Below are 19802 nucleotides of genomic sequence, written 5' to 3' on the forward strand. Positions count from 1 at the left end.
GACCTTGATTTTCCCGGGGCCTCCGTAAAGTAATCGGAATATGCTTCGGAGCTTAACGTCACTTTGTGGGGTGAATTCCCGGGGGAATGAATTTATTTCCGTGCGTTATAGCGGTCCAGGGCGGCTTGACGTGCTTTCACAGCTTCGTCGATGCCCATACCTTTGATCGTCTGTACGAATTTATCGAAGTTCGCGATCGGCTCAGCGCCCATGATGAATTTGTTGATCATTTCATCGCGGTACGTCTTCACGTCATTCATGATTGACGAAGTCTTGGAGCTCTCTTCGGAAGTCAGCGTAATTGGCGGCATTTGCTTGGAATGATCAGCGGCCATCCAGGCTTTCTGAGCGTCACGCTGCTCTGGCAATGTGAAGTATTGCTCAATGTAGCGCTTGTCTTGCACGATTGGACCGCTCCAGTTCGCAATGAAGTATTGCGCCATCGCCTGCGTGATAGGAAGCTTATTCGGATTGTTCAGAATGGTGTCGGTATACTTGGGATAGCCGTTCTCCATCTTGTAGCTCTGGCCCTCTACACCGAAGTTGAACAATAAGCTGCCTTCTTGACCGTACTTGTAATCCAACCATTTGATAATTTGTTCCGGGTTCTTAGCCGTTGACGAGATCGCCGCACCAACCCCCGTGAACGGATACGTATATTGGCCGAGCGCTTTATCACCTGTTTTCAGCACCGGATAGGTGGTCCCCACAATGGACACTTTCGGATCGGCAGGTGTCATTAAGGACATGTATCGTCCTACACCGCTTCCTGCATAGGCGGAGAACGAACCGAGTTGATTGTTCGTTACTTTGGCGTCCTTCAGCTTGCCGTCTGTTGTGGCGTAGTCTTTGTCCAGGAGCCCATCCTTGTACCATTTGGCCATGGTCGTCAAATATTCTTTGAATTGTGGATCAAGCGGGCCGTATTTCACTTTGCCGCCTTCCTGATAGAAGTCAGCTGTAATGCCGTAAGCGCCCACGAACATGTAGTTCAAATCCATCTCATTGTCTGGCTTAATCGTGAACAAGTAAGGGATTTCGTCCTTCTTGCCGTTGCCGTTAGGATCTTTATCACGGAATGCAGTCAACACCGTCTCCCACTCGGCAATCGTTGTAGGCGGTTTCAGTCCGAGCTTGTCCAGCCAATCCTTGCGGATAGCGGGTCCATTCACGCTTGATAATTGCTCGTCACCCAACAAGAACGGCATTACATAGATGTTGCCTTCGTCGGTCGTGATCATCTTACGGAATTCCGGTTTCTCTTTGAGCACTTTGGACAAGTTCGGCGCGTATTGGTCAATCAGCTCGTTCAGGCGAATGATCCGCTTCTCCTTAATGAGGCTGTCTGCTCCCTTAGGAGCGTTGCCCCAACCATACTCAATGACATCCGGCAGCTTGCCGGAAGCGAGCATCAGGTTGAATTGATCTTTCTCTTGTCCGGTTGGCGGGTGTTGGAACTCCACCTTCGTTCCAGTCTTCTTCTCCAATTCTTTGTAAGCGGCGATTTCATTGTAGCTCTTCATCGTAGCGGCCACGTTCGGGTTCAAGGAAACCCAGTATGAGATTGATTCCGGATACTTCACATCTTTAGTAGCTTCTGCACCAGGCGTGCCTGTAGTTGTTTTCGGTGTTTCGGTTTTCGTGCCGCACCCTGCGACTAATGTTGCGAGCAACGCGGTAGATAGGACGGATGTTGTAAGCACTTTCATTCTTTTCACCATAAGTTGTTGACCCTCCTGTAGAAAGTTTTATCTCACACATTCACCTTAAATGTAAACCCCTCAAGTTGAAACCTTCGGCTTGCCGAAAGGGCTATCAGGCCTTAAGATTCGGGGCTATCCGATTTTATAGTGAGCTATCCGCACGTAAGATTATGCCCTCATTCTTCCCGCTTGAAGCTCTGATAATACGAAATATTTCGACAAAACGGCAGCAGCCAAAGTAGATAGTCCTGCCTTGAAGGAAGCTGCAGATTACTGCCGGTAGTATGTGGTTCATGGCGACTTGGTTCGCTTAGCCAGTCCATAGTCTTGATAGCCGAGCCGCGATGGACGATCAGGATATGACATGCAGAAGATGAGCAAGCTGGAGCAACAGGCATATTCATCAGATGGCGGGATGTTCTGGAGATGAAAGGAATTGGAATCTTGCTTTCATTCCCGCCCCATGCACCAAACTGAATGCACACATCAAGGACCTGACTGGAGTGCTTCCGGTCAGGTTTCTTTAAAAGATTCAGAAAGTATAACTTCGCTGATTGTTCATCTTCTCGATAAACACACGGCGTCAAAGGATGCAGTTAAGCGTTATCCTTGCGATATGAAAGTTTAAGTTTTCGGTGTTCTAGGGAGTCTGGAAATTGCTTGCCTCGAAGGACACAATAAAGCTGGAATGAGCTGAATAAATGGGTTCAGTCGAGATTCGGGAAGTGGTACATGTAGGGGCAGGGAGGCGATTGTTGTAGAGCTCATTCGTACAAATCCTGCAAAAATACAAAAATACAGGATTTTTGATCCTTTTGACTCCGAAAGTTCCAAATTGTTGCGAAAGCTCCTAGGCAGTTTTTCTTGAATTAGAAGAAGAGGCCACATGGAAGACGTAACTCCTTGAAGGAAAGAAGAACAAGAGAGGGCAGATAGAGGGAGTGGAGAAGCGTCAGCGTTCGCCTTTGAAAAATTGTGCTACCCATAACCAATACCAATCCAGAGCACAAGATTTCAACAGAGGTCGTAACCCCTCTGCCTGCCCTCCACACGCGCCAAACTGAACGCAACGACCAAGAACCCGGCCACTGGCCGGGTTCTTCTTAATAAAGAAAACTGAAAATGCTGCCTCAGCTCCCCGAAAGCTATATGTCGGGGAGGGTGAGAGGATAGCTTATGATCAGGCTGACTCCTGTTGCAGTAACACTTCTACTCGCGCTTCAATACGTTCCATGAACTTGTCATACTGATGCAAGCCTTCTTGATGATAACGGGCAATCCAGGCACTCCAATCCCCGACGATCTCCTGTGTCTCGGACATGATCTTCTCCTTGGACCAGTCCGGATAGAGCGCCTTGATCCAGGCCAGGCCGAATGAGATGTGACCGGACTCATCGGCCCAGTCGTAGTCGCAATCCTGGGACCCCTCGAAGTCGTTATGCTCTGCCAACACCTGCTTCATCCTTGCTTTATTCAGCGGTCCTTTCTGTTCCAAGCCGTGCAGCAGCAGTAATAGGCTGCCGAGTCCGCGATCACTGTACGTTCTCCAGTGGTCCGGTACCATCGGATAATCGATTCCGATACGGAAGCCCATAGAAGCAAGACGTTGCTCGCCCATCATGGCGTGGCGCATCTCATCATAGCACCAGCGGGCTGCATTGAAGTACAGGTGCCAGGGCATATTCTTGTATTCCCAGATGAGGGCGCAAGGCGTCTCCGCTGCCCATACCTCGTTCACATGATCAATGGCGATCCAGATGCGACGCTCAATCATATTATTCGGCGATCGAGGTGGCACTTGCATGATGGCAGGTTCCCATGACGGCTCCCGCCCGCCTTCGGATGGAACATGGTAATCAGGACGGGAGAAGTAAGCTTCGAAACCACTCGTACCAGGGTCATGATCAGGTCCTTCGATTCCGCCGCAAGCGGACATGAGGTTGGTCATCGTAGCCATTTCTTCTGAGGATGATGAGAGATTCGTTGCCAACACAACCGCTTCATATTCAGCAAGCTCCAATTCCAACTCAGGCACAATTCGGGATAAATACGTATGGGATGGTGCGTCGTCTAATGGATCGCTCTCCAACAAATACGTGCGGAAAGACGCCAAGAGTGCGGGTTTGATGACGGCGTACACGTAAGTAAGGAATTCGCCGTCCGAAGCAGCGGTTGGCAGCTTGTCGAGCACGCGGATCAGTTGTCGGTCCGAGTCCTCGTCGACGTCAACGCGAGGGTAACGGAGCTCAAGCGCTCGTGCCCGCAGCCAATCCGCGTGAGCAGCATCGAGCCAGATGTGCTTCGCCAGCATCTTCTTGGCTGGCCACGACTGCATCTTCACCATATACCCGGCCATCCCTCTCATGGATTCCTTGACAATTCGGTAGTAGCGGCGCATCATTTCGCTTGCGGTATTCACATCTCTGAAAATAACTTTCCATTCAGTAGAGCTCAGCGGTTGCATGGCATGGACCTCCTTATGAAATATAGGCTTTCATCTCTCGGTGAGATGATTCATACTGAAACTATAGCAACAATGCGGAAAGGTGGAAATGTTTAACGTGACCAAGTTGATGGACTATACGATCAGTTCGCAACCATTACGGATCGCTGGCTTGATGGTTGATAATTCGAGGCTCCGAATCACGAGCCTACACATTTCGCAGATCGGTCATCTGCCGGGACGTAAGATAAGAAGAAGCAGATCGACATTCGATAGCTGGGCAATCGCGTATATTGCCGGTGGGCGAGGGACGTTGTGCATAGACGGAGGTCCCGTGCAAACGCTGATCGAGGGGGCAATATTCTTCGTATACCCCGGCGCAGAGTTCAGTTATGGTCCGGATGAGGGTGGAACATGGGAGGAATATTACATCAGGTTCGCTGGTACTCGTGTGGAGGAGTGGATTGCGAGTGGATTGGTCGTGAGGGGGTATGCGGAGCATGTCGTCCCGGACGAGCGTTATGAGCATAAGTTGGCGACGATGTTCATGCTTCTGGAGAGCGGCATTGCGGATCAAGCGGACCAGGCTTCCTTGCTGTTAGAATCCCTGCTGCTCGAATTGGCGCTAGCCCGATCCGCCAAGGGTGCAACTCGGAAGGGGGTGGTGTATAACTTGCTGGATGATATGATGAGTCGGCTGTACGAACCGTTGAATGCGGCCGTGATCGCCGAGCGCAACCATATTTCTGTACCCACATTGCGGCGGTTAGTGAGCAAGCATACCGGCTATTCGCTTCATGAGTATGTGCATCGATTGAAGGTAGCGGAAGCGAAGAAGCTGCTGCTTACGACAGATATAAGTGTGAAAGAATGCGCGCGCCAGCTGGGATACGATGATCCGCTATACTTCTCTCGAATCTTCAAAAAGTTGGCAGGGGTGTCGGCTAGCGCGTTCCGAACGAGCATCTAGCTTGGGAAGTTCGCTAATCATCCACAGCAACGACAGATAAATGAGCCGGATGATTTGTACAACTGGGTTTCAGCACTGCGCTTCCCGTGGACGTACAATAGAAGATAGTCCAACGGTGAAGGAGTATGATGAAGATGAAGCAGAAATTTGCCGCTCAGCTATACACGCTGCGCAATGAATTAGAGAAAGATTTTCCCGGTGTCCTCCGTGATTTGAAGCGAATGGGGTGGGCCGGTGTTCAAATATCAGGGCTAAGAGGCTATACGGCACAGGAGATTGCAGCGGTATTGAAGGAAACCGGGCTGGGCACGGCAGGCATCCACGTCAGCATCGACCGGCTTCGGGATGAGCTCGACGTCGTGCTTGAAGAGGCGAGACTATTCAACACGAAGGATATAGTGTGTCCTTACTTGCCAGAGAATGTACGGAATGCGGAAGGCTATACGGCAATTCGTGCTGAATTGAATGAGGTTGCAGCGAAGATCGCGCCGCAAGGGTTCCGGGTCAGCTACCACAACCATGCGTTCGAATTCGATACCGAAGTGAACGGAATGAATGCTATGGCGTACTTGCTGGAACCAAGCGTCGACAATGCGGTGCTGGCTGAGATCGACGTGTTCTGGGTGAAGAAGGGCGGCCTCGATCCGTTAACCTTCATCCAGCCTTACGCGAACCGGATGCCGATTATCCACTTGAAGGACATGTCGGCAGATGAGCACGAGACTTATGCTGAAGTCGGCACTGGCCAGATCGACTTCGCGCCGATCCTGCAATGGGGCGAAGCGAATGGGGTGGAGTGGTACGCAGTGGAGCAGGACGTCTGCCCAGGCAATCCAATGGACAGCCTGCAGATCAGCTTGAACAACTTGAACAAGCTGGCTGAGCAGTTGGGGTAACATCAAATATCAGTAACTGTTCCTTAGGATTACTCGAGTATGTCAATTGCCTCTAGACCCTTCATCCCTATTATTGGGGGTGGAGGGTCTTCTCATATTCCCCAAATATATTACCCTGCTGCTGCTCATGCGCAACTTCTTCCTGAGCATTCCGATGGAAATATCCGAGTCGGCGCGGATGGATGGGGCAGCGAAGTACACGCTCCAGCTAGCGCTCAAATCGCTGATCGTCGACTCGGACGGAACGTCCAGCAATTCGTCGTGACGACGAATGTACGAATGGCGGGCATTCTTATCGCGCTTATTCCACTTGTTATCATTTATCCGTATGTTCAGAAATATTTTGTAAAAGGGATCATGGTAGGTGCTAACAAGGAGTAAGGGGGACAAGTAAATGAGCGCAAGTAATGAAGTCATCACGATCAAACGCATGATTCGGTCGGAGGAGCGAAGCCGATACATCGAGATTCCGTTCGAGATGCCGGCAGGGGTCGAGACGCTGCATGTCGATTATAAAGTGAAATCTCAGGGTAAGCCCCGAGCGGTAATCGACCTCGGTGTTCGGGACGGGGACCGGCTGCGTGGTTGGAGTGGCGGTGCCCGTACCAACTTCACGATTGGCCGGGAGAAGGCGACGCCAGGTTACTTGCCGGGCGAGCTGGCGAGTGGAAGCTGGGCGGTCGTGCACAATGCGTACAAGGTACCGGATTCCGGCTGTACCGTGACTGTTACGATTACGTTGACATTCGAGACGCCGCGCTGGTTGAAGGGCGACTTGCATTCGCATACCGTTCATAGTGACGGTAGTTTCACATTGGAAGAGAACGCGGCGATTATGGAACAGCTAGGGTGCGATTTCATCGCTATGACGGATCACAATACGATCAGTCAGAACTTGGTGTATCCCCGCACGACTGATATCGTGATGATTCCTGGCATGGAGTTCACGACGAACTTCGGCCACAGCAACTTCCTGGGTGTGGCCGACCCTTGCAATGACTTCCGGGTAACTGGTGTCGCAGACGTGCATGAGCGCTTGCGTGTCGCTCGCGAACGCGGAGCGCGAATCGTCTTGAACCATCCCCATTGCGATTATTGTCCATGGGAATGGGGCTTCGACGTCGACCATGACTGGGTCGAGGTGTGGAATGGCCCGTGGACGGATCGGAACGCGGCCACGCTCGCTTGGTGGCAGGAGCAACTCGCCTCCGACCGACGGCTCGTGGCTGTGGGCGGCAGCGATGTGCACCGCCCGCATCCTTACGTGCGGCATGCGATGCCGTGCACGTGGGTGCTGGCGACGTCCCGGACGGTGGACGGCATCTTGCATGGCATCGGGCAAGGTCACGTCGTCGTGACGTATGCGCCCGATGGTCCATTTGTGGAGCTGCGTTGCGGCTCCTACGGGGTAGGCGATGCGGTGCCGGAGTCGGTCACCGGTACGGATCGGGTCGTCCAACTGCAGGCGGAGCGTCTGTTGGTGGGCGATCACATCAAGGTGATCAGCGCGCGCTGCGTGGAGTCGGAGGTCACGATCGAGCAGGATGGCAAGCTGGAGTTGAGCATTACGCCTGCGGAGGGGAAAGGCTTTTTGCGCGTTGAGATATGGCGGCACTTCGATATCGTTGATCAGAAGCTTATGGCGGCATTGACGAACCCGATCTATTTGGATTGAATCGATCTATTCGAGCGGACTGTAGGTGATCGGGTTCGACAACACGATTCTCGCAACGATCATCGACCCGCCGCTTACGACGATCGCTCAGCCGATGCAGGAGATCGGTCGTCGGGTCGTCGACCTGATTATTCAGGAGATGCGAGGCAAGAAGACGCAGAAGCAGCGGGTTCTGCTGCTGCCGGAGCTTGTCGTGCGCGGCTCGACTGGGCTGGTGTGAGGGAGGGCTACATCAAGCGTGATGTCAATATCAAAAAGCCGATGATCGAGAACACTACACCCATGACCCGATTTAGGATTAATACAGCGTCAGATGGTTCGGCATTTTTGAATTTCCACCCTTCCGACATATACCAAGTTGTCCTTGGCGATACGGCGCCTATGATCCCGATAATGATGAACAGTAACCCGAACAAAGGTAACATCCAATCGCCTCCACTTTTAATCTATATATGTAAATACGCAGGAGTGCGACATCTGTCTCGCTGAGCCCATCAATAGGTTTAGTTATAAGGCTTGCCGTAAAGTGTCTGATAGCCCATATGCTTTTTTGCAGCGACTTCCTGGATACGTTCCAGTAAATCGTATTCCAGGCGTATGGAAATCGTTTTAGTTCGACCGGATCGGCGTGGAAGATCATCTTTAATAACCGAGCTTTCAAGCAATTCCTCACTCATGGTGTGTGTTGCCCAGAATGCAGCCGCTTCTTCTTCGGTCATATGGGCTGGGATTTCATCATTTTTGTTAAAAGTTTTCATCTCTTTGCCCTCCTAAAGCGTTTCGAAGAAACGCACATCGTAAGCATAAGCTTGTTGTAAAAAAGTTATGACCGCTATGTGCATCAAATGGCAAACGATAATCATCCCAGAAAGCCTCTTCAGCTTCTTCTGGATATACGGAATGTCTACATTTTAATCCTCAAAATCAATTAACAACAGAGTTGCATACGATTCTTTACCCCGAATTGAATTAGCAGTCGCTGCTTGGAAGAGCGACTGCTATTCATACTTGCGATATTGATGAGGCATTCCGAGTTTTGATGATATTCAAGGGAGGGAGCACCCCCTCATAATGAAGACTAAGCAAGGCCAGGCATGTGGGGAGGGAACAAGGATGACGAGCATCTTCGTGGTTGACGACGAGCCGATTATAGGAATCGGACTGAAGGCGCTGATTATGGAATACAACCGGATCAGCGAGATTCACACGTTCACAGACAGTGTTGTCGCCTTATCGCACATTATAGTAAGTCCACCTGATATCGTGCTGACCGATATTCGCATGCCTCGCTTGGACGGTCTGGAGCTATGCCGCCATATTCAGGAGCATAGGCTGTCCACCAAGGTCGTGGTCCTATCTGGACACTCGGATTTCTCTTATGCGCAACGAAGCATGTCCTACGGAGTGAAAGAATACTTGCTGAAGCCGGTCACGGAGATCGAGCTGTATCCCGTGCTGGATAAGTTGCTGGCAGAGCGAATGGCGCCAGTCGTATCGTTCTCCCGGTTCGAGCAATGGATCGATCAACTGGAAGAAGCGGTATGGATGATGGAGCAAGCTCGTGCGGACGAACTGCTGATACAGGGGCGGACGGAGTTATTCGCGGGTGAAGCGGATGTGCAGCTGCGCCAGCGAGTGTTCGACGGAATTGTGCTGCTGGCCCGCAAGCTGAATGCCAGAAGCATCCAACAATTTCAGACGAAGACGCTGCTAGAGAAGTACGCGGCGCACACCATTACGTACGAATGGTTCGAAGCGGAAATCGCTGCATGGATGAAGCAATTGGGCGAATACCGCAATCACGAACGGATCAATGTACTGGAGACGGCTCTGCAGTATATCGATGCGCATCTGTTCGAGGAAGAGCTTACGCTGGATAAAGTGGCGGAGCGATTAGGCATGACGCCAACGTATTTCAGCCACTATTTCAAGAAGAAGACGAATGAGAACTTCGTACAATACCGGCTGCGCAAACGAATCGAACGGGCGAAGCAGCTGTTGGCCATTCCGCATCACAAAATCATCGATATCGTGACTGAGGTCGGTTACGACAGTTATCCGCATTTCACGAGAATATTCAAGAAAGCGACAGGGTACTCCCCAACCGAATATCGCGGTCTGCTGGGGATCAAATGAAAAACAGCCTGGGGCGCAAGGTTTATGTATACTTCGTCATTATTATTACGTTGACACTGATGACTGTGGGGATAACCGGCTATTGGCGATCCTCGAAGGAATTGGAGAACCAGTACAAGGATCTGCTCACGCAAATTGTCGATAACGTTGTACACGAGACCGATTTGTTCTTGAAAAACTATGAGCGTGCCACGGTATCGATCCTGACGTCCCCCTTAGTGAAGGAAGCGCTGGATCTTCCGCGCAATGCGGTACCGAGCTTCTATATCTCGGAAAATGCGATCAAGACGGGGGTGTTCCAGCCGGTTCTGATCAATAATCCGGAAATTTCCATGACTTATATTGTGGGCTACAATGGCTTCCAAGCTACCGATTTCAACATTCATATCGTTCCGTTCAATTACAAAGGATTCGAGGAATACGTCGAGCAGTTGAAGGATGACAACGAGTTGAATGGACAACTGACGATTCAGGACTCCGGGTTTCTGGATGGACATCTCACGCTTGTGCGCAAGCTGGGGGATCGCACTTCGTCCAAGTCCTTCAAGGGCATTATGGGCTTCGAGCTGCGAATTGGGGAATTGAACACGTTATGGAAAGGCATCAAGCTGGGCAAGTCCGGTTATTTCTTCATCGTCAATGATCGCGGCAAAATCTTGTACCACCCCGATCCGGAGCGCGTCGGTAAACAACTGGACGGCATGCAATACCAAACCGTGCAGGAGAACACGAACAAAATTTTTGAATTGTCCGGTGAGCCAGAGCGCGTCTTCTTCAGCCGCAAATCCGATTACTCGGGGTGGTCGCTCGTGGCCAGTATGTCGATCAGCGAGCAGCGCAAGCCAATCTCGGACTTGCGGCAAACGACGCTCATCATCGGGATCATCACCTTGGCGCTTGCCTCCTTACTGGCGTACCGTTTCGGTCAATCGATTGTTCGCCCGGTCCGTCTGCTGCAGAGCGGAATGCGCCAGACCGAGAAGGGCCAATGGACCCGCGTGCCGCTGACCGGAAGTCGTGACGAGATGGATCAACTGATTAACAGCTACAATACGATGGTCGCCCGGCTGGAAGAGCTCGTCGAACGCGTGTACGAGACCGAGCTTCGCAATCAGGATAACTTCCTTAAGCGCCAGCTTGCCGAATTCCAATCGCTGCAGCAGCAGATTAACCCTCATTTTCTATACAACACCTTGGAGATAATTATTTGCTACGCGGTGATTCAGAAATCCAGCGAAATCAAAGATATTGTCCGCTCGCTTTCTTACATGCTGCGTTACTCCATCCGAACGGATCTGGAGGAGATTACCGTAGTTAACGAGCTGAGGCATGTGCTGTATTTCATGGACATTATGAAGTACCGGATACAGCGTGATTTTGAAATCGATGTGCGCATTCCTCCGGATTTGCTATTGAAGCATATGGTTCGCTTGACGCTGCAGCCGCTGGTTGAAAATGTGTTCAAGCATGCCTTCCAGCAAGGGATTAACAATACACACTCGATCACAATTGATGGTTGGGTACAGGAGTCGGACTTTTACATTACGGTGCAAGATAACGGGTCCGGCATGGAACCGACAACGCTGCAACGCTTGAATGAGCGACTGAAGTATTCCCGAGAAGAGAAGGTCAGTTCACAGCCGTCCGTTGAAGGCAGCATAGGCCTGTTGAACGTGCATAACCGGATTCAGATGGTGTTCGGGGATCAGTACGGATTGTTGGTGGACAGCGAGCGGGGACGCGGTACTAAGGTCACGATTCGAATGCCGGCCTCGAGTGCAAAAAAAGTCATAGCAGGATAATTCATCGCAATGCTCGGTACCTCCAAGTTCCTTATGATAGGGCTACACATAAAAATCAACTACATCGAAGAAGTGCTTTCGAAAGAAGGAGGGGTCAATGGGAGTAACGGCTAATCCAGCCAGACTTGAGTCGGCTGCTGTTCGCAAGAAGTTAAGCTTGGGCAACAGATTAAGGCAGAACGTGGCGAGCCGCTGGCAGCTGTATGTGCTTATGCTATTGCCGATTATGTATTTGGTCGTATTCAAGTATGTCCCGATGTACGGAGCTCTGATTGCCTTCAAAAACTATATTCCTACGAAAGGCATCTGGGGCAGTGAATGGGTAGGCATGAAGCATTTCAACCGCTTCTTCCATTCGTATGAGTTCGTCCGAATCATTCGGAATACGTTGCTTCTCAGCTTCTACAGTATGCTTGCGGGGTTCCCGTTTCCGATTGTGCTCGCGCTCGGCTTGAATTATGTCAATGTCCGGTTTTTCAAGAAGGCAGTCCAGATGATCACGTACGCACCGCATTTTATTTCCGTCGTCGTCATGGTCGGCATTATATTGCAAATGCTCGATCCGCGCGTTGGACTAGTGAACACGATTCTGAAATTCGTTGGGTTGCCTACGATCAACTTCATGGGGGATCCGAGCTGGTTCTCGCACATCTATGTCTGGTCTGGCCTTTGGCAGAATGTTGGATTCTCCTGCATCATCTATTTGGCAGCACTAGCCGCTGTTGATCCTGCCCTGCATGAAGCGGCCGTAGTGGACGGTGCGAATAAAATCAAGCGGATGTGGCATGTCGACTTACCGGGCATTATGCCAGTGGCGATCATCCTGCTTATTATGAACACGGGTCATGTGCTTGATATTGGATTTGAGAAAATATTACTGATGCAAAACCCACTGAATATGAGCTCCTCCGAAGTCATTGATACGTTCGTATACAAGGTTGGGTTGGCTTCTACAGCGATCAACTACTCGTATTCATCGGCTATCGGACTATTCAAATCCATTATCAACCTGATCCTTCTGGTGCTCGTCAATCACATAGCCAGAAGAGCGGGGCAATCCAGCCTGTGGTAGAAAGGAGAGCGCATACATGACGGGACGAATTCGAGAAAGCGCCGACGACAGGCTGTTTACGATCGTGAACACATTGATCTTGCTCCTCTTCACCATCACCATTTTATACCCACTCATCTACATTGTCAGCGCGTCCTTCAGTGATTCGAAGGCGGTCATCTCCGGTCGAGTATGGTTGTTCCCGGTACATCCGACTCTGGCTGGCTATGAAGCGGTATTCAAGCACCGGTTGTTCATGTCCAGTTTCTTGAATTCCTTGTTCTATACGACGGTCGGAACGGCGATTAACGTAGTGTTTACCCTAATGGCGGCATACCCGCTCGCTAGAAAAGATTTCATGCCCCGCAACGTGATTATGGCGTTGTTCGTGTTCACGATGATGTTCTCCGGAGGACTCATTCCGGCCTATCTGGTCGTCAAGCAACTGGGCATGATCGATACACGATGGTCGTTGATTATTCCGGGGGCGCTAGCGGTGTGGAACGTAATCATTACCCGGACCTACTTCCAGACGACCATTCCCGATGAGCTGTTGGAAGCTGCGCAGATGGATGGGTGCAGCGACTTTACCTTTGTGCGCAAGATCGTCATTCCGTTATCAGGGCCGATTATTGCGGTGATCGCCTTGTTCTATGCTGTTGGTCACTGGAACCAATATTTTAACGCTCTGCTGTATTTGAAACATCAGGAGCTGTATCCGATCCAACTGGTGCTTAGGGATATTCTGGTGCAGAACGAGATCGACGCGTCCATGATTACCGATGTAGCAGATCAAGCGGCGAGAGACGGCTTACGTGAATTACTCAAATTTTCGCTGATCGTTGTTTCCACATTACCCGTACTCATCATCTACCCATTCATACAAAGGCATTTTGTCAAAGGCATGATGATCGGCTCATTAAAGGGATAAAGGGGAAATTCGTCCATGAAAAAAAGCTTGCTCGTGTTAGTCGCGCTAACCACTTCACTTGCCTTATTTGCAAGCGCTTGCAGTAAAACGGACAGTCCGCAGGCCACGGACGCCAAGAAGGAATCGAGTAATACGGACAATGTGACGGAAGCCGGCGTATTCCCAATTACGAAAGAAAAGACGACGCTCAAAGTGATGGTCAAAGGCTCCAGCATCGTCGAGAACTTCGCTACCAACGAATTCACGAAATGGCTGGAGGAGAAAACGAACATTCATATTGAATGGGAAGTCGCTCCGGAGAAGACTTTCCAGGAGAAGCTCAACGTATCACTCGCCAGTGGCGACTATCCGGATGTATTGCTCAGCATGAGTGTCTCTCCGATTCAGCAGTCGATCTACGGTAAGGATGGTGTGTTCATTCCGCTGAACTCGTATATCGATAAGTACGGCGTTGAGATGAAGAAGATGTTCCAGCAGGTCAGCTATGTGAAAGACTTGATTACGCTGCCGGATGGCAAGATCTATTCTGTCCCTCAGGTGAATGACTGCTATCACTGCTCGCTCGGCCAAAAAATGTGGATATACAAGCCATGGTTGGATAAGCTCGGCTTGAAAGTACCTACTACGACGGACGAATTCTATGAAGTACTCAAGGCGTTTAAGGAGAAGGATCCGAACGGGAATGGCAAGGCAGACGAGATCCCGCTTGTTGGCGCAACGAACGGTCCGTCCTCCACGCTTGATCTGTTTCTGACGGGCTCGTTCCTGGAGAAGGATTTTGCCTTGAAATTCGTGAAGGACGGCAAGGTTCAAGTCGCATACAACCAACCGGAGTGGAAAGATGCCCTGAAGTATATGAACAAGTTGTATGCCGATGGCTTGATCGCTCCGCAAACGTTCACGCAGGATAGAAACCAATTGAAGCAGATGGGCATGAATCCGGACATTCCAATCGTAGGAGTCGTAGCGTCGCAGAATCAGACTGTATTCGTCGATGTGGATAACCCAAGGTTCAAGGATTTCGTATCTTTGCCACCGCTCAAAGGACCTAAGGGAGTGCGTTCTACGGCGTATAACCCGTATGCGGTGTCCAATGGCCAATTCGTCATCACGAACAAGGCGAAGAACCCGGCTGCGGCGTTCCGAATGGCGGATCTGCTGCTCTCGGAAGAGGCTACGCTGCGCAGTACACAAGGCCGACCGGATCTAGAGTGGGTACGTCCGGCACAAGGAGAGCTTGGCGTCAATGGTAAGCAAGCGATATGGAAGCCGATTGTGACATTCGGCAAGCTCCAGAACATTCACTGGGCACAAGCCGGTCCATCGCTCCGAACGAACGAATGGCGTCTGAGCGTCGCGAACGATCCGAAGAATCCACTTGAATTCCTGTTATATGATGAAACGAAACGGAACTATGAGCCTTACAAGCTGGACACAAGCAAACTCGTACCCCCGTTGTTCTTCACCAATGAGCAAGCGGAGGAGCTTGCAACCCTGGAGAAGACGATTACCGACTATAGAACTGAATTTTTCGCGAAGGCTGTTAYGGGCAATCTCGATGTTGAGAAGGAATGGAACAACTACTTGAGCACGTTGGACAAAATGAACATCAAGCGCTATCTGGAAATTTATCAGCAAGCGTATACCTTGTTCAAGACCAAGAAGTAAGGGTATAGTGTAATCCCGGCAGGGCCTTTGAATGGAGCAGCGGTACTAGTTAGCCGCCTTCATCAAAGGCTCTATTTCTTGTGGGTTGAATGCTGTGTGAATCTTATTTATGAGGCGATCCGTCATGGTATACTGAAGGAACGGTATTCCAATCTGTGGATAACGGTATTGATGAAAGGGGGCGCGAATATGCCGGATTGGTCGTATCACGGCCTGTTTCGTCCGATCTTGTTCCGTCTGCCGGCGAAGCTGGCAAGAGATGTGACATTGGGAGCGATGGGCGCTCTGTGCAAGCTTCCTGGAGGAAAGTTGATCATCCGTACGATGGGCCATATGGAGCTGTTCCCGGCTCTCGACACGACCAGATGGGGTGTGCGGTTCAAATATCCGGTCGGATTGAGCGGAGGGTTGGACGTCCATGGTACAGGTCGAGCAGCTTTGTCGCAGATCGGATTCGGGTTCATCGAGGTCGGTCCTGTTACGGTTCATGAAATCGTGGAAGGGCGGCCGATCGTACGCCATCTCGAGACAGAATCGATTGTTTATCCGGATGCCTATGCCAACGATGGAGTGGAGCGACATTTGCTTAGGTTGAGTGAAGCTGACCGTAGCGGACGTTCTTCGGAATTGCCGCTTCTGTTCCGCACCCGGCATATGCCGGGCTCCCATAGTGAGCAAGCGTTGGTGGAACAGGTCGATTTGATCACGAGATTGAACCCGTATGCGGCCGGATTTTACATAGATGGCGTCGATGACTTGTGGACGGTTGAAGCATCTGCTGCCCATATCGAACAAGTTGTACGAGAGGCCAGATTCATCTGCGGTGATGACAAGCCCTTGTTCGTCTACATTCCAGCCGACTATCCGATCGAGTGGATGCAGTCGGTATTACATTTGATCGTGGAAGAGATCGAGGGCATTGTGGTAGGTGACTCAGTTCGTACAGGAGACGGGGTAACGGTAGGACGGGATAGCCTGGCCTTATGCAAGGAGAAAATTAGCTGGCTGCGTGATGAATATGATGCAGAGTTGGGCATTATCGCCAAGGGCGGCGTCCATCAGCCGGTGGATGCATTGGAGTTGATGGGAGATGGTGGAGCAAACTATGTACAATTGCACAGTGGACTGGTGTACGCCGGTCCTGGACTGCCGAAGCGGGTCAACGAAGCGATCTTGCACGAGCGATTAAGTTATGTTGCTGAACCTCCCCCGCATTCGTTCTGGCGCAATTGGGGTTGGATGCACTTGCTCGGAATGGGGATGATTGTGGGTGGTATCATTGCCTGGATCATCGCGGCGACGTCCGTGCTGCTTCCTTATGATGAGCAATATCTGGACATGGGGCGCGAAGTGCTGTCTAGCCATAATGGGCACCTGCTGCCGTTCATGTCGCACGACCGCATTACGCTCGCCGGCACGATGATCTCGATCGGTGTGCTGTACTCCCAACTGGCGACCTACGGAATGCAGTACAACTTGCACTGGGCGAGAACCGCAGTCATTGCTTCAGCAGTTGTTGGGTTTCTCAGCTTTTTCTTATATTTGGGGTACGGGTATTTCGATCCACTGCACGCATTGGCCGCCATTATTCTATTTCCCATGTTTCTGCTCTCTCTGCGCGGCATCCGGGACAATCGTCCACTGCAGCAGGATCAGCCCAATCTGCGCAATGACCGATTGTGGTACCGCGCGCAATGGGGCCAACTTATGTTCGTTCTGCTCGGATTTGCCTTGGCTATTGGTGGCATAGTGATTGCTACCGTTGGGGTCACGCAGGTGTTCGTTCCGCAAGATTTGACATTCATGGGCACGCATCATGAGCAACTGGATCAAGTGAATCCCAAGTTGATTTCATTGATTGCGCATGACCGTGCGGGCTTTGGCGGAGCGCTGTTCTCGGATGCCATCGCAATATTGGCCGCAGCCCTGTGGGGAATCCAGCAAGGACAGCGGTGGTTATGGTGGACGTTCCTCATCGGCGGATTGCCTGGATTCGCCGCGGGCTTCAGTGTGCATATGGCTATCGGTTACACGGATTTCATTCATTTGCTGCCTGCTTATTTCGCCTTCGCTTTGTATGTGGCCGGGTTAATATTGTTGTATCCTTACTTACACACGCCAGCAGCTTCTGTTCGGGCGGGAGAGCGGAAAGTCCGGCGTTGATAACCCTATTAATGAATTTATGTTCACGGATTTGCTTTCGTCGGACAGACTCCTAGGAGGAGAATCGCAGGCTGAAGCGAATTGTACTAGGGTGTATGCATCTAACGTAAACGAGGCTGTCGATTAACTGTGAACAAGAGGAGTGGAGAGTGAAAAAGAGGACCCTGGCGAGTTTTGGCTTGAACCTCCATACCGCGGAATCTCTTATATAATCAAGGGAGGTTCAAACAAGATGTTTGAAACCCGGGGCCCCCACAAAGTACTCGGAAATACTACAGAGCTTTCCTTCACTTTGAGGGGATGACTAAGGGTCCTTTTTCACTTGGAACGGCCGTCTTAGCCTCCATCCACAGTTAATCGACAGCCTTATAGACGAGGCTAGATAGGGTGGGTTTGCGAACATGCTGGAGAGGGGTATAGAGAAGTTGGTTACACAGACACATACGAGTTGGCTGGCATTATGGGAACAAGGCGCTCCGTTCAGCAAGGGTGATGGAGGAGCGGAGGATTGTCCGGCCTTGAAGTTGTTTCTATTGGATCGTCCCGACGAGCAGCCATCGGGTTGCGTTGTCGTCTGTCCCGGTGGGGCCTACGGGATGCGGGCTGATCATGAGGCTGATCCGATTGCTCGCTGGTTGAACCGGATTGGACTCAGTGCTGTCGTATTGCGATATCGGGTCTCGCCCTACCAGCATCCATGCGCGTTGCTTGATGCACAGCGTGCCATTCGTTACGTACGGCATCACGCCGGTGCATGGAATATCGACCCGAATCGGGTCGGAATATTAGGCTTCTCGGCGGGCGGCCACCTGGCTTCCACGACAGCCGTTCACTATGACAGCGGGGAGCTGGAAGCGGCCGATCCGATTGATCGCCACAGCAGCCGTCCGGATGCGCAAGTGCTCTGTTACCCGGTCATCACGATGGGTGAATTAGGTCATAGCGGTTCATTGCACAATCTACTTGGTTCGGAACCAGACGAAGCGCTTGTGGAATGGCTGTCAACTGATAAGCAGGTTTCGTCGAATACACCTCCGGCGTTCATCTGGCATACGGCTGACGATGAGGCTGTCCCGATGGAGAATGCTATGTTGATGTCGTTGGCCCTGTCCGCGAAGCGCGTATCTCACGAGTTGCACATGTTCGAGAGCGGCAAGCACGGGTTGGGGCTGTCCGAAGGTCAGCCGGATGTAGGCGAGTGGACACAGCTCTGCGAGCGCTGGTTGAAGCGCCAGGGAATGATTAAGTAACGTTTGCGAAATGATAGCCAAATAAGCAAGGTTTCCTCATAGAGGTTCATTTGCTAGCCATTTGCTCCCCTGTATAATTTTAAGCGGAGAAAAAACTAGCCTATTTGGAGGGATTTCAATGAAACAAGATAAAATTGGATTACAGCTGTATACGATTCGGGAGAACATGGCACAAGATTTCCAGGGATCGCTGCGTCGTGTGGCAGAGATCGGCTATCATGGTGTGGAGTTCGCGGGTTATGGCGGCATTGCTGCAGAAGAGTTGAAGGGATTGCTGGACGAGCTTGGTATGATCTCAATCGGTAGCCATGTTGGTATGGGACGACTGCGGGACAATCTGGCTGAGGAAATTGAGATCAACCGGATCTTGGGCAGCAAGTATATCATTTGTCCTTACTTGGGCGACAGCGACCGCAGCAGCGAAGCGTTCGCCAAGCTCATTCCGGAATTCGAGGAAATCGGTCGTCAAATCAATGAGAACGGCATGATCTTCGCTTATCACAATCATGCGTTCGAATTCGAATCCAAGCTCGGCGGGGAGTATTTGTTCGACGCGCTATTCTCACAGACGAGCCCAAGCGCTCTACAAGTTGAGCTGGACTTGGGTTGGGTGCAGTATGCGGGTCTGTCCCCGCTTGATTATATCGCGAAGTACAGCGGACGATTGCCGCTGCTGCATCTGAAGGACTTCCGGCAAGCCGCTGGCGGAGGTGCTATCGATACGGTTGAGATCGGCAAGGGCGATCTCAACATTCCTGCGGTTATTACCGCCTCACGTGAAGCCAAGGTCGATTGGCTGATCGTGGAGCAGGACCGCTGCAATCAGAATCCGCTCGACAGCGTGGCGGAGAGCTTCCAGTGGCTGCAGGCCAACGGTTTCGCCTAACGGTGCAGCCACCGCGGACCCAGTGCGGCGACTAACGACCGCCGCACGCTGGCTCGCGGCAGCGCTCGCGAGCGCGACGTTGCTCGCGGGTTGCGGCACCCGCGAGCCCCAGGCGCCTGGCGGCGCACAGCCGGTCGCGGCGCTGACCGCTACTGAGGCGCCGCCAGCGGCAGCGCCGCCGCCCGGCGGGCACGCGCCAGGCGCCGAGCCGGTCGCGCCCGTCGCGGC

16 protein-coding genes and 1 pseudogene are annotated in these 19802 nt (G+C 51.6%); 13 read left to right on the plus strand and 4 right to left on the minus strand.

Annotated elements, in window-relative coordinates:
* Positions 1-92: 92 nt before the first annotated feature.
* Both AC1DWB_RS21185 and AC1DWB_RS21190 read right to left on the minus strand, forming a co-directional pair.
* Positions 93-1721 (minus strand): extracellular solute-binding protein, encoded by a 1629-nt coding sequence (locus AC1DWB_RS21185; protein WP_477543078.1) that lies wholly within the window; start codon positions 1719-1721, stop codon positions 93-95.
* Positions 1722-2883: 1162 nt separating this feature from the next.
* On the minus strand, positions 2884-4167 hold the full coding sequence (locus AC1DWB_RS21190) for a hypothetical protein (protein ID WP_477543079.1): 1284 nt from the start codon (positions 4165-4167) through the stop codon (positions 2884-2886).
* A 97-nt stretch (positions 4168-4264) separates the two neighbouring features.
* Here AC1DWB_RS21190 and AC1DWB_RS21195 point away from each other — a divergent pair, with 97 nt between their 5' ends.
* The 5 genes and pseudogenes from AC1DWB_RS21195 to AC1DWB_RS21215 form a co-directional block, all read left to right on the plus strand.
* Complete coding sequence (locus AC1DWB_RS21195) at positions 4265-5116, plus strand: helix-turn-helix transcriptional regulator (RefSeq protein WP_477543080.1); 852 nt, start codon at positions 4265-4267, stop codon at positions 5114-5116.
* A 134-nt stretch (positions 5117-5250) separates the two neighbouring features.
* Positions 5251-6012: a sugar phosphate isomerase/epimerase family protein gene (locus AC1DWB_RS21200; protein WP_477543081.1), complete on the plus strand. Its 762-nt coding sequence runs from the start codon at positions 5251-5253 to the stop codon at positions 6010-6012.
* 39 nt (positions 6013-6051) lie between these two features.
* Entirely contained in the window at positions 6052-6393 is a 342-nt protein-coding gene (locus tag AC1DWB_RS21205; protein WP_477543082.1) for a hypothetical protein, read from the plus strand.
* Between the two features lie 13 nt (positions 6394-6406).
* A complete protein-coding gene (locus AC1DWB_RS21210) occupies positions 6407-7687 on the plus strand; it encodes a CehA/McbA family metallohydrolase (RefSeq protein ID WP_477543083.1) in 1281 nt (426 codons plus the stop codon).
* A gap of 25 nt (positions 7688-7712) precedes the next feature.
* Positions 7713-7907: pseudogene (locus tag AC1DWB_RS21215) on the plus strand (substrate-binding domain-containing protein); the annotation flags it as partial.
* A gap of 7 nt (positions 7908-7914) precedes the next feature.
* Here the strand turns inward: AC1DWB_RS21215 and AC1DWB_RS21220 are convergent.
* Positions 7915-8112, minus strand: a complete 198-nt coding sequence (locus tag AC1DWB_RS21220; RefSeq protein WP_477543084.1) for a DUF6199 family natural product biosynthesis protein — start codon at positions 8110-8112, stop codon at positions 7915-7917.
* Positions 8113-8190: 78 nt separating this feature from the next.
* Positions 8191-8445, minus strand: a complete 255-nt coding sequence (locus AC1DWB_RS21225) for a CopG family antitoxin (protein WP_477543085.1) — start codon at positions 8443-8445, stop codon at positions 8191-8193.
* Positions 8446-8800: 355 nt separating this feature from the next.
* Here AC1DWB_RS21225 and AC1DWB_RS21230 point away from each other — a divergent pair, with 355 nt between their 5' ends.
* The 8 genes from AC1DWB_RS21230 to AC1DWB_RS21265 all read left to right on the plus strand — a co-directional run bounded on the left by AC1DWB_RS21230 (position 8801) and on the right by AC1DWB_RS21265 (position 19574).
* Positions 8801-9823: a response regulator gene (locus AC1DWB_RS21230; RefSeq protein ID WP_477543086.1), complete on the plus strand. Its 1023-nt coding sequence runs from the start codon at positions 8801-8803 to the stop codon at positions 9821-9823.
* On the plus strand, positions 9820-11625 hold the full coding sequence (locus AC1DWB_RS21235; protein WP_477543087.1) for a cache domain-containing sensor histidine kinase: 1806 nt from the start codon (positions 9820-9822) through the stop codon (positions 11623-11625). Before AC1DWB_RS21230 ends, AC1DWB_RS21235 begins: the two co-directional genes overlap by 4 nt.
* A gap of 97 nt (positions 11626-11722) precedes the next feature.
* Positions 11723-12697 (plus strand): ABC transporter permease, encoded by a 975-nt coding sequence (locus AC1DWB_RS21240; RefSeq protein ID WP_477543088.1) that lies wholly within the window; start codon positions 11723-11725, stop codon positions 12695-12697.
* A 16-nt stretch (positions 12698-12713) separates the two neighbouring features.
* Positions 12714-13607, plus strand: a complete 894-nt coding sequence (locus AC1DWB_RS21245) for a carbohydrate ABC transporter permease (RefSeq protein WP_477543089.1) — start codon at positions 12714-12716, stop codon at positions 13605-13607.
* Positions 13608-13622: 15 nt separating this feature from the next.
* Positions 13623-15275 carry an ABC transporter substrate-binding protein gene (locus AC1DWB_RS21250; RefSeq protein WP_477543090.1) on the plus strand — a complete coding sequence of 551 codons (1653 nt, stop codon included), beginning with the start codon at positions 13623-13625 and terminating at the stop codon, positions 15273-15275.
* 96 nt (positions 15276-15371) lie between these two features.
* Positions 15372-17438 (plus strand): dihydroorotate dehydrogenase, encoded by a 2067-nt coding sequence (locus AC1DWB_RS21255; protein WP_477543091.1) that lies wholly within the window; start codon positions 15372-15374, stop codon positions 17436-17438.
* A gap of 401 nt (positions 17439-17839) precedes the next feature.
* Positions 17840-18688 carry an alpha/beta hydrolase gene (locus tag AC1DWB_RS21260; RefSeq protein ID WP_477543092.1) on the plus strand — a complete coding sequence of 283 codons (849 nt, stop codon included), beginning with the start codon at positions 17840-17842 and terminating at the stop codon, positions 18686-18688.
* 118 nt (positions 18689-18806) lie between these two features.
* The gene (locus AC1DWB_RS21265) at positions 18807-19574 is read left to right on the plus strand and encodes a sugar phosphate isomerase/epimerase family protein (protein ID WP_477543093.1); all 768 of its coding nucleotides are present in this window, start codon (positions 18807-18809) and stop codon (positions 19572-19574) included.
* Positions 19575-19802 lie beyond the last annotated feature (228 nt).

This window comes from Paenibacillus sp. P4_E11 (assembly GCF_056401635.1).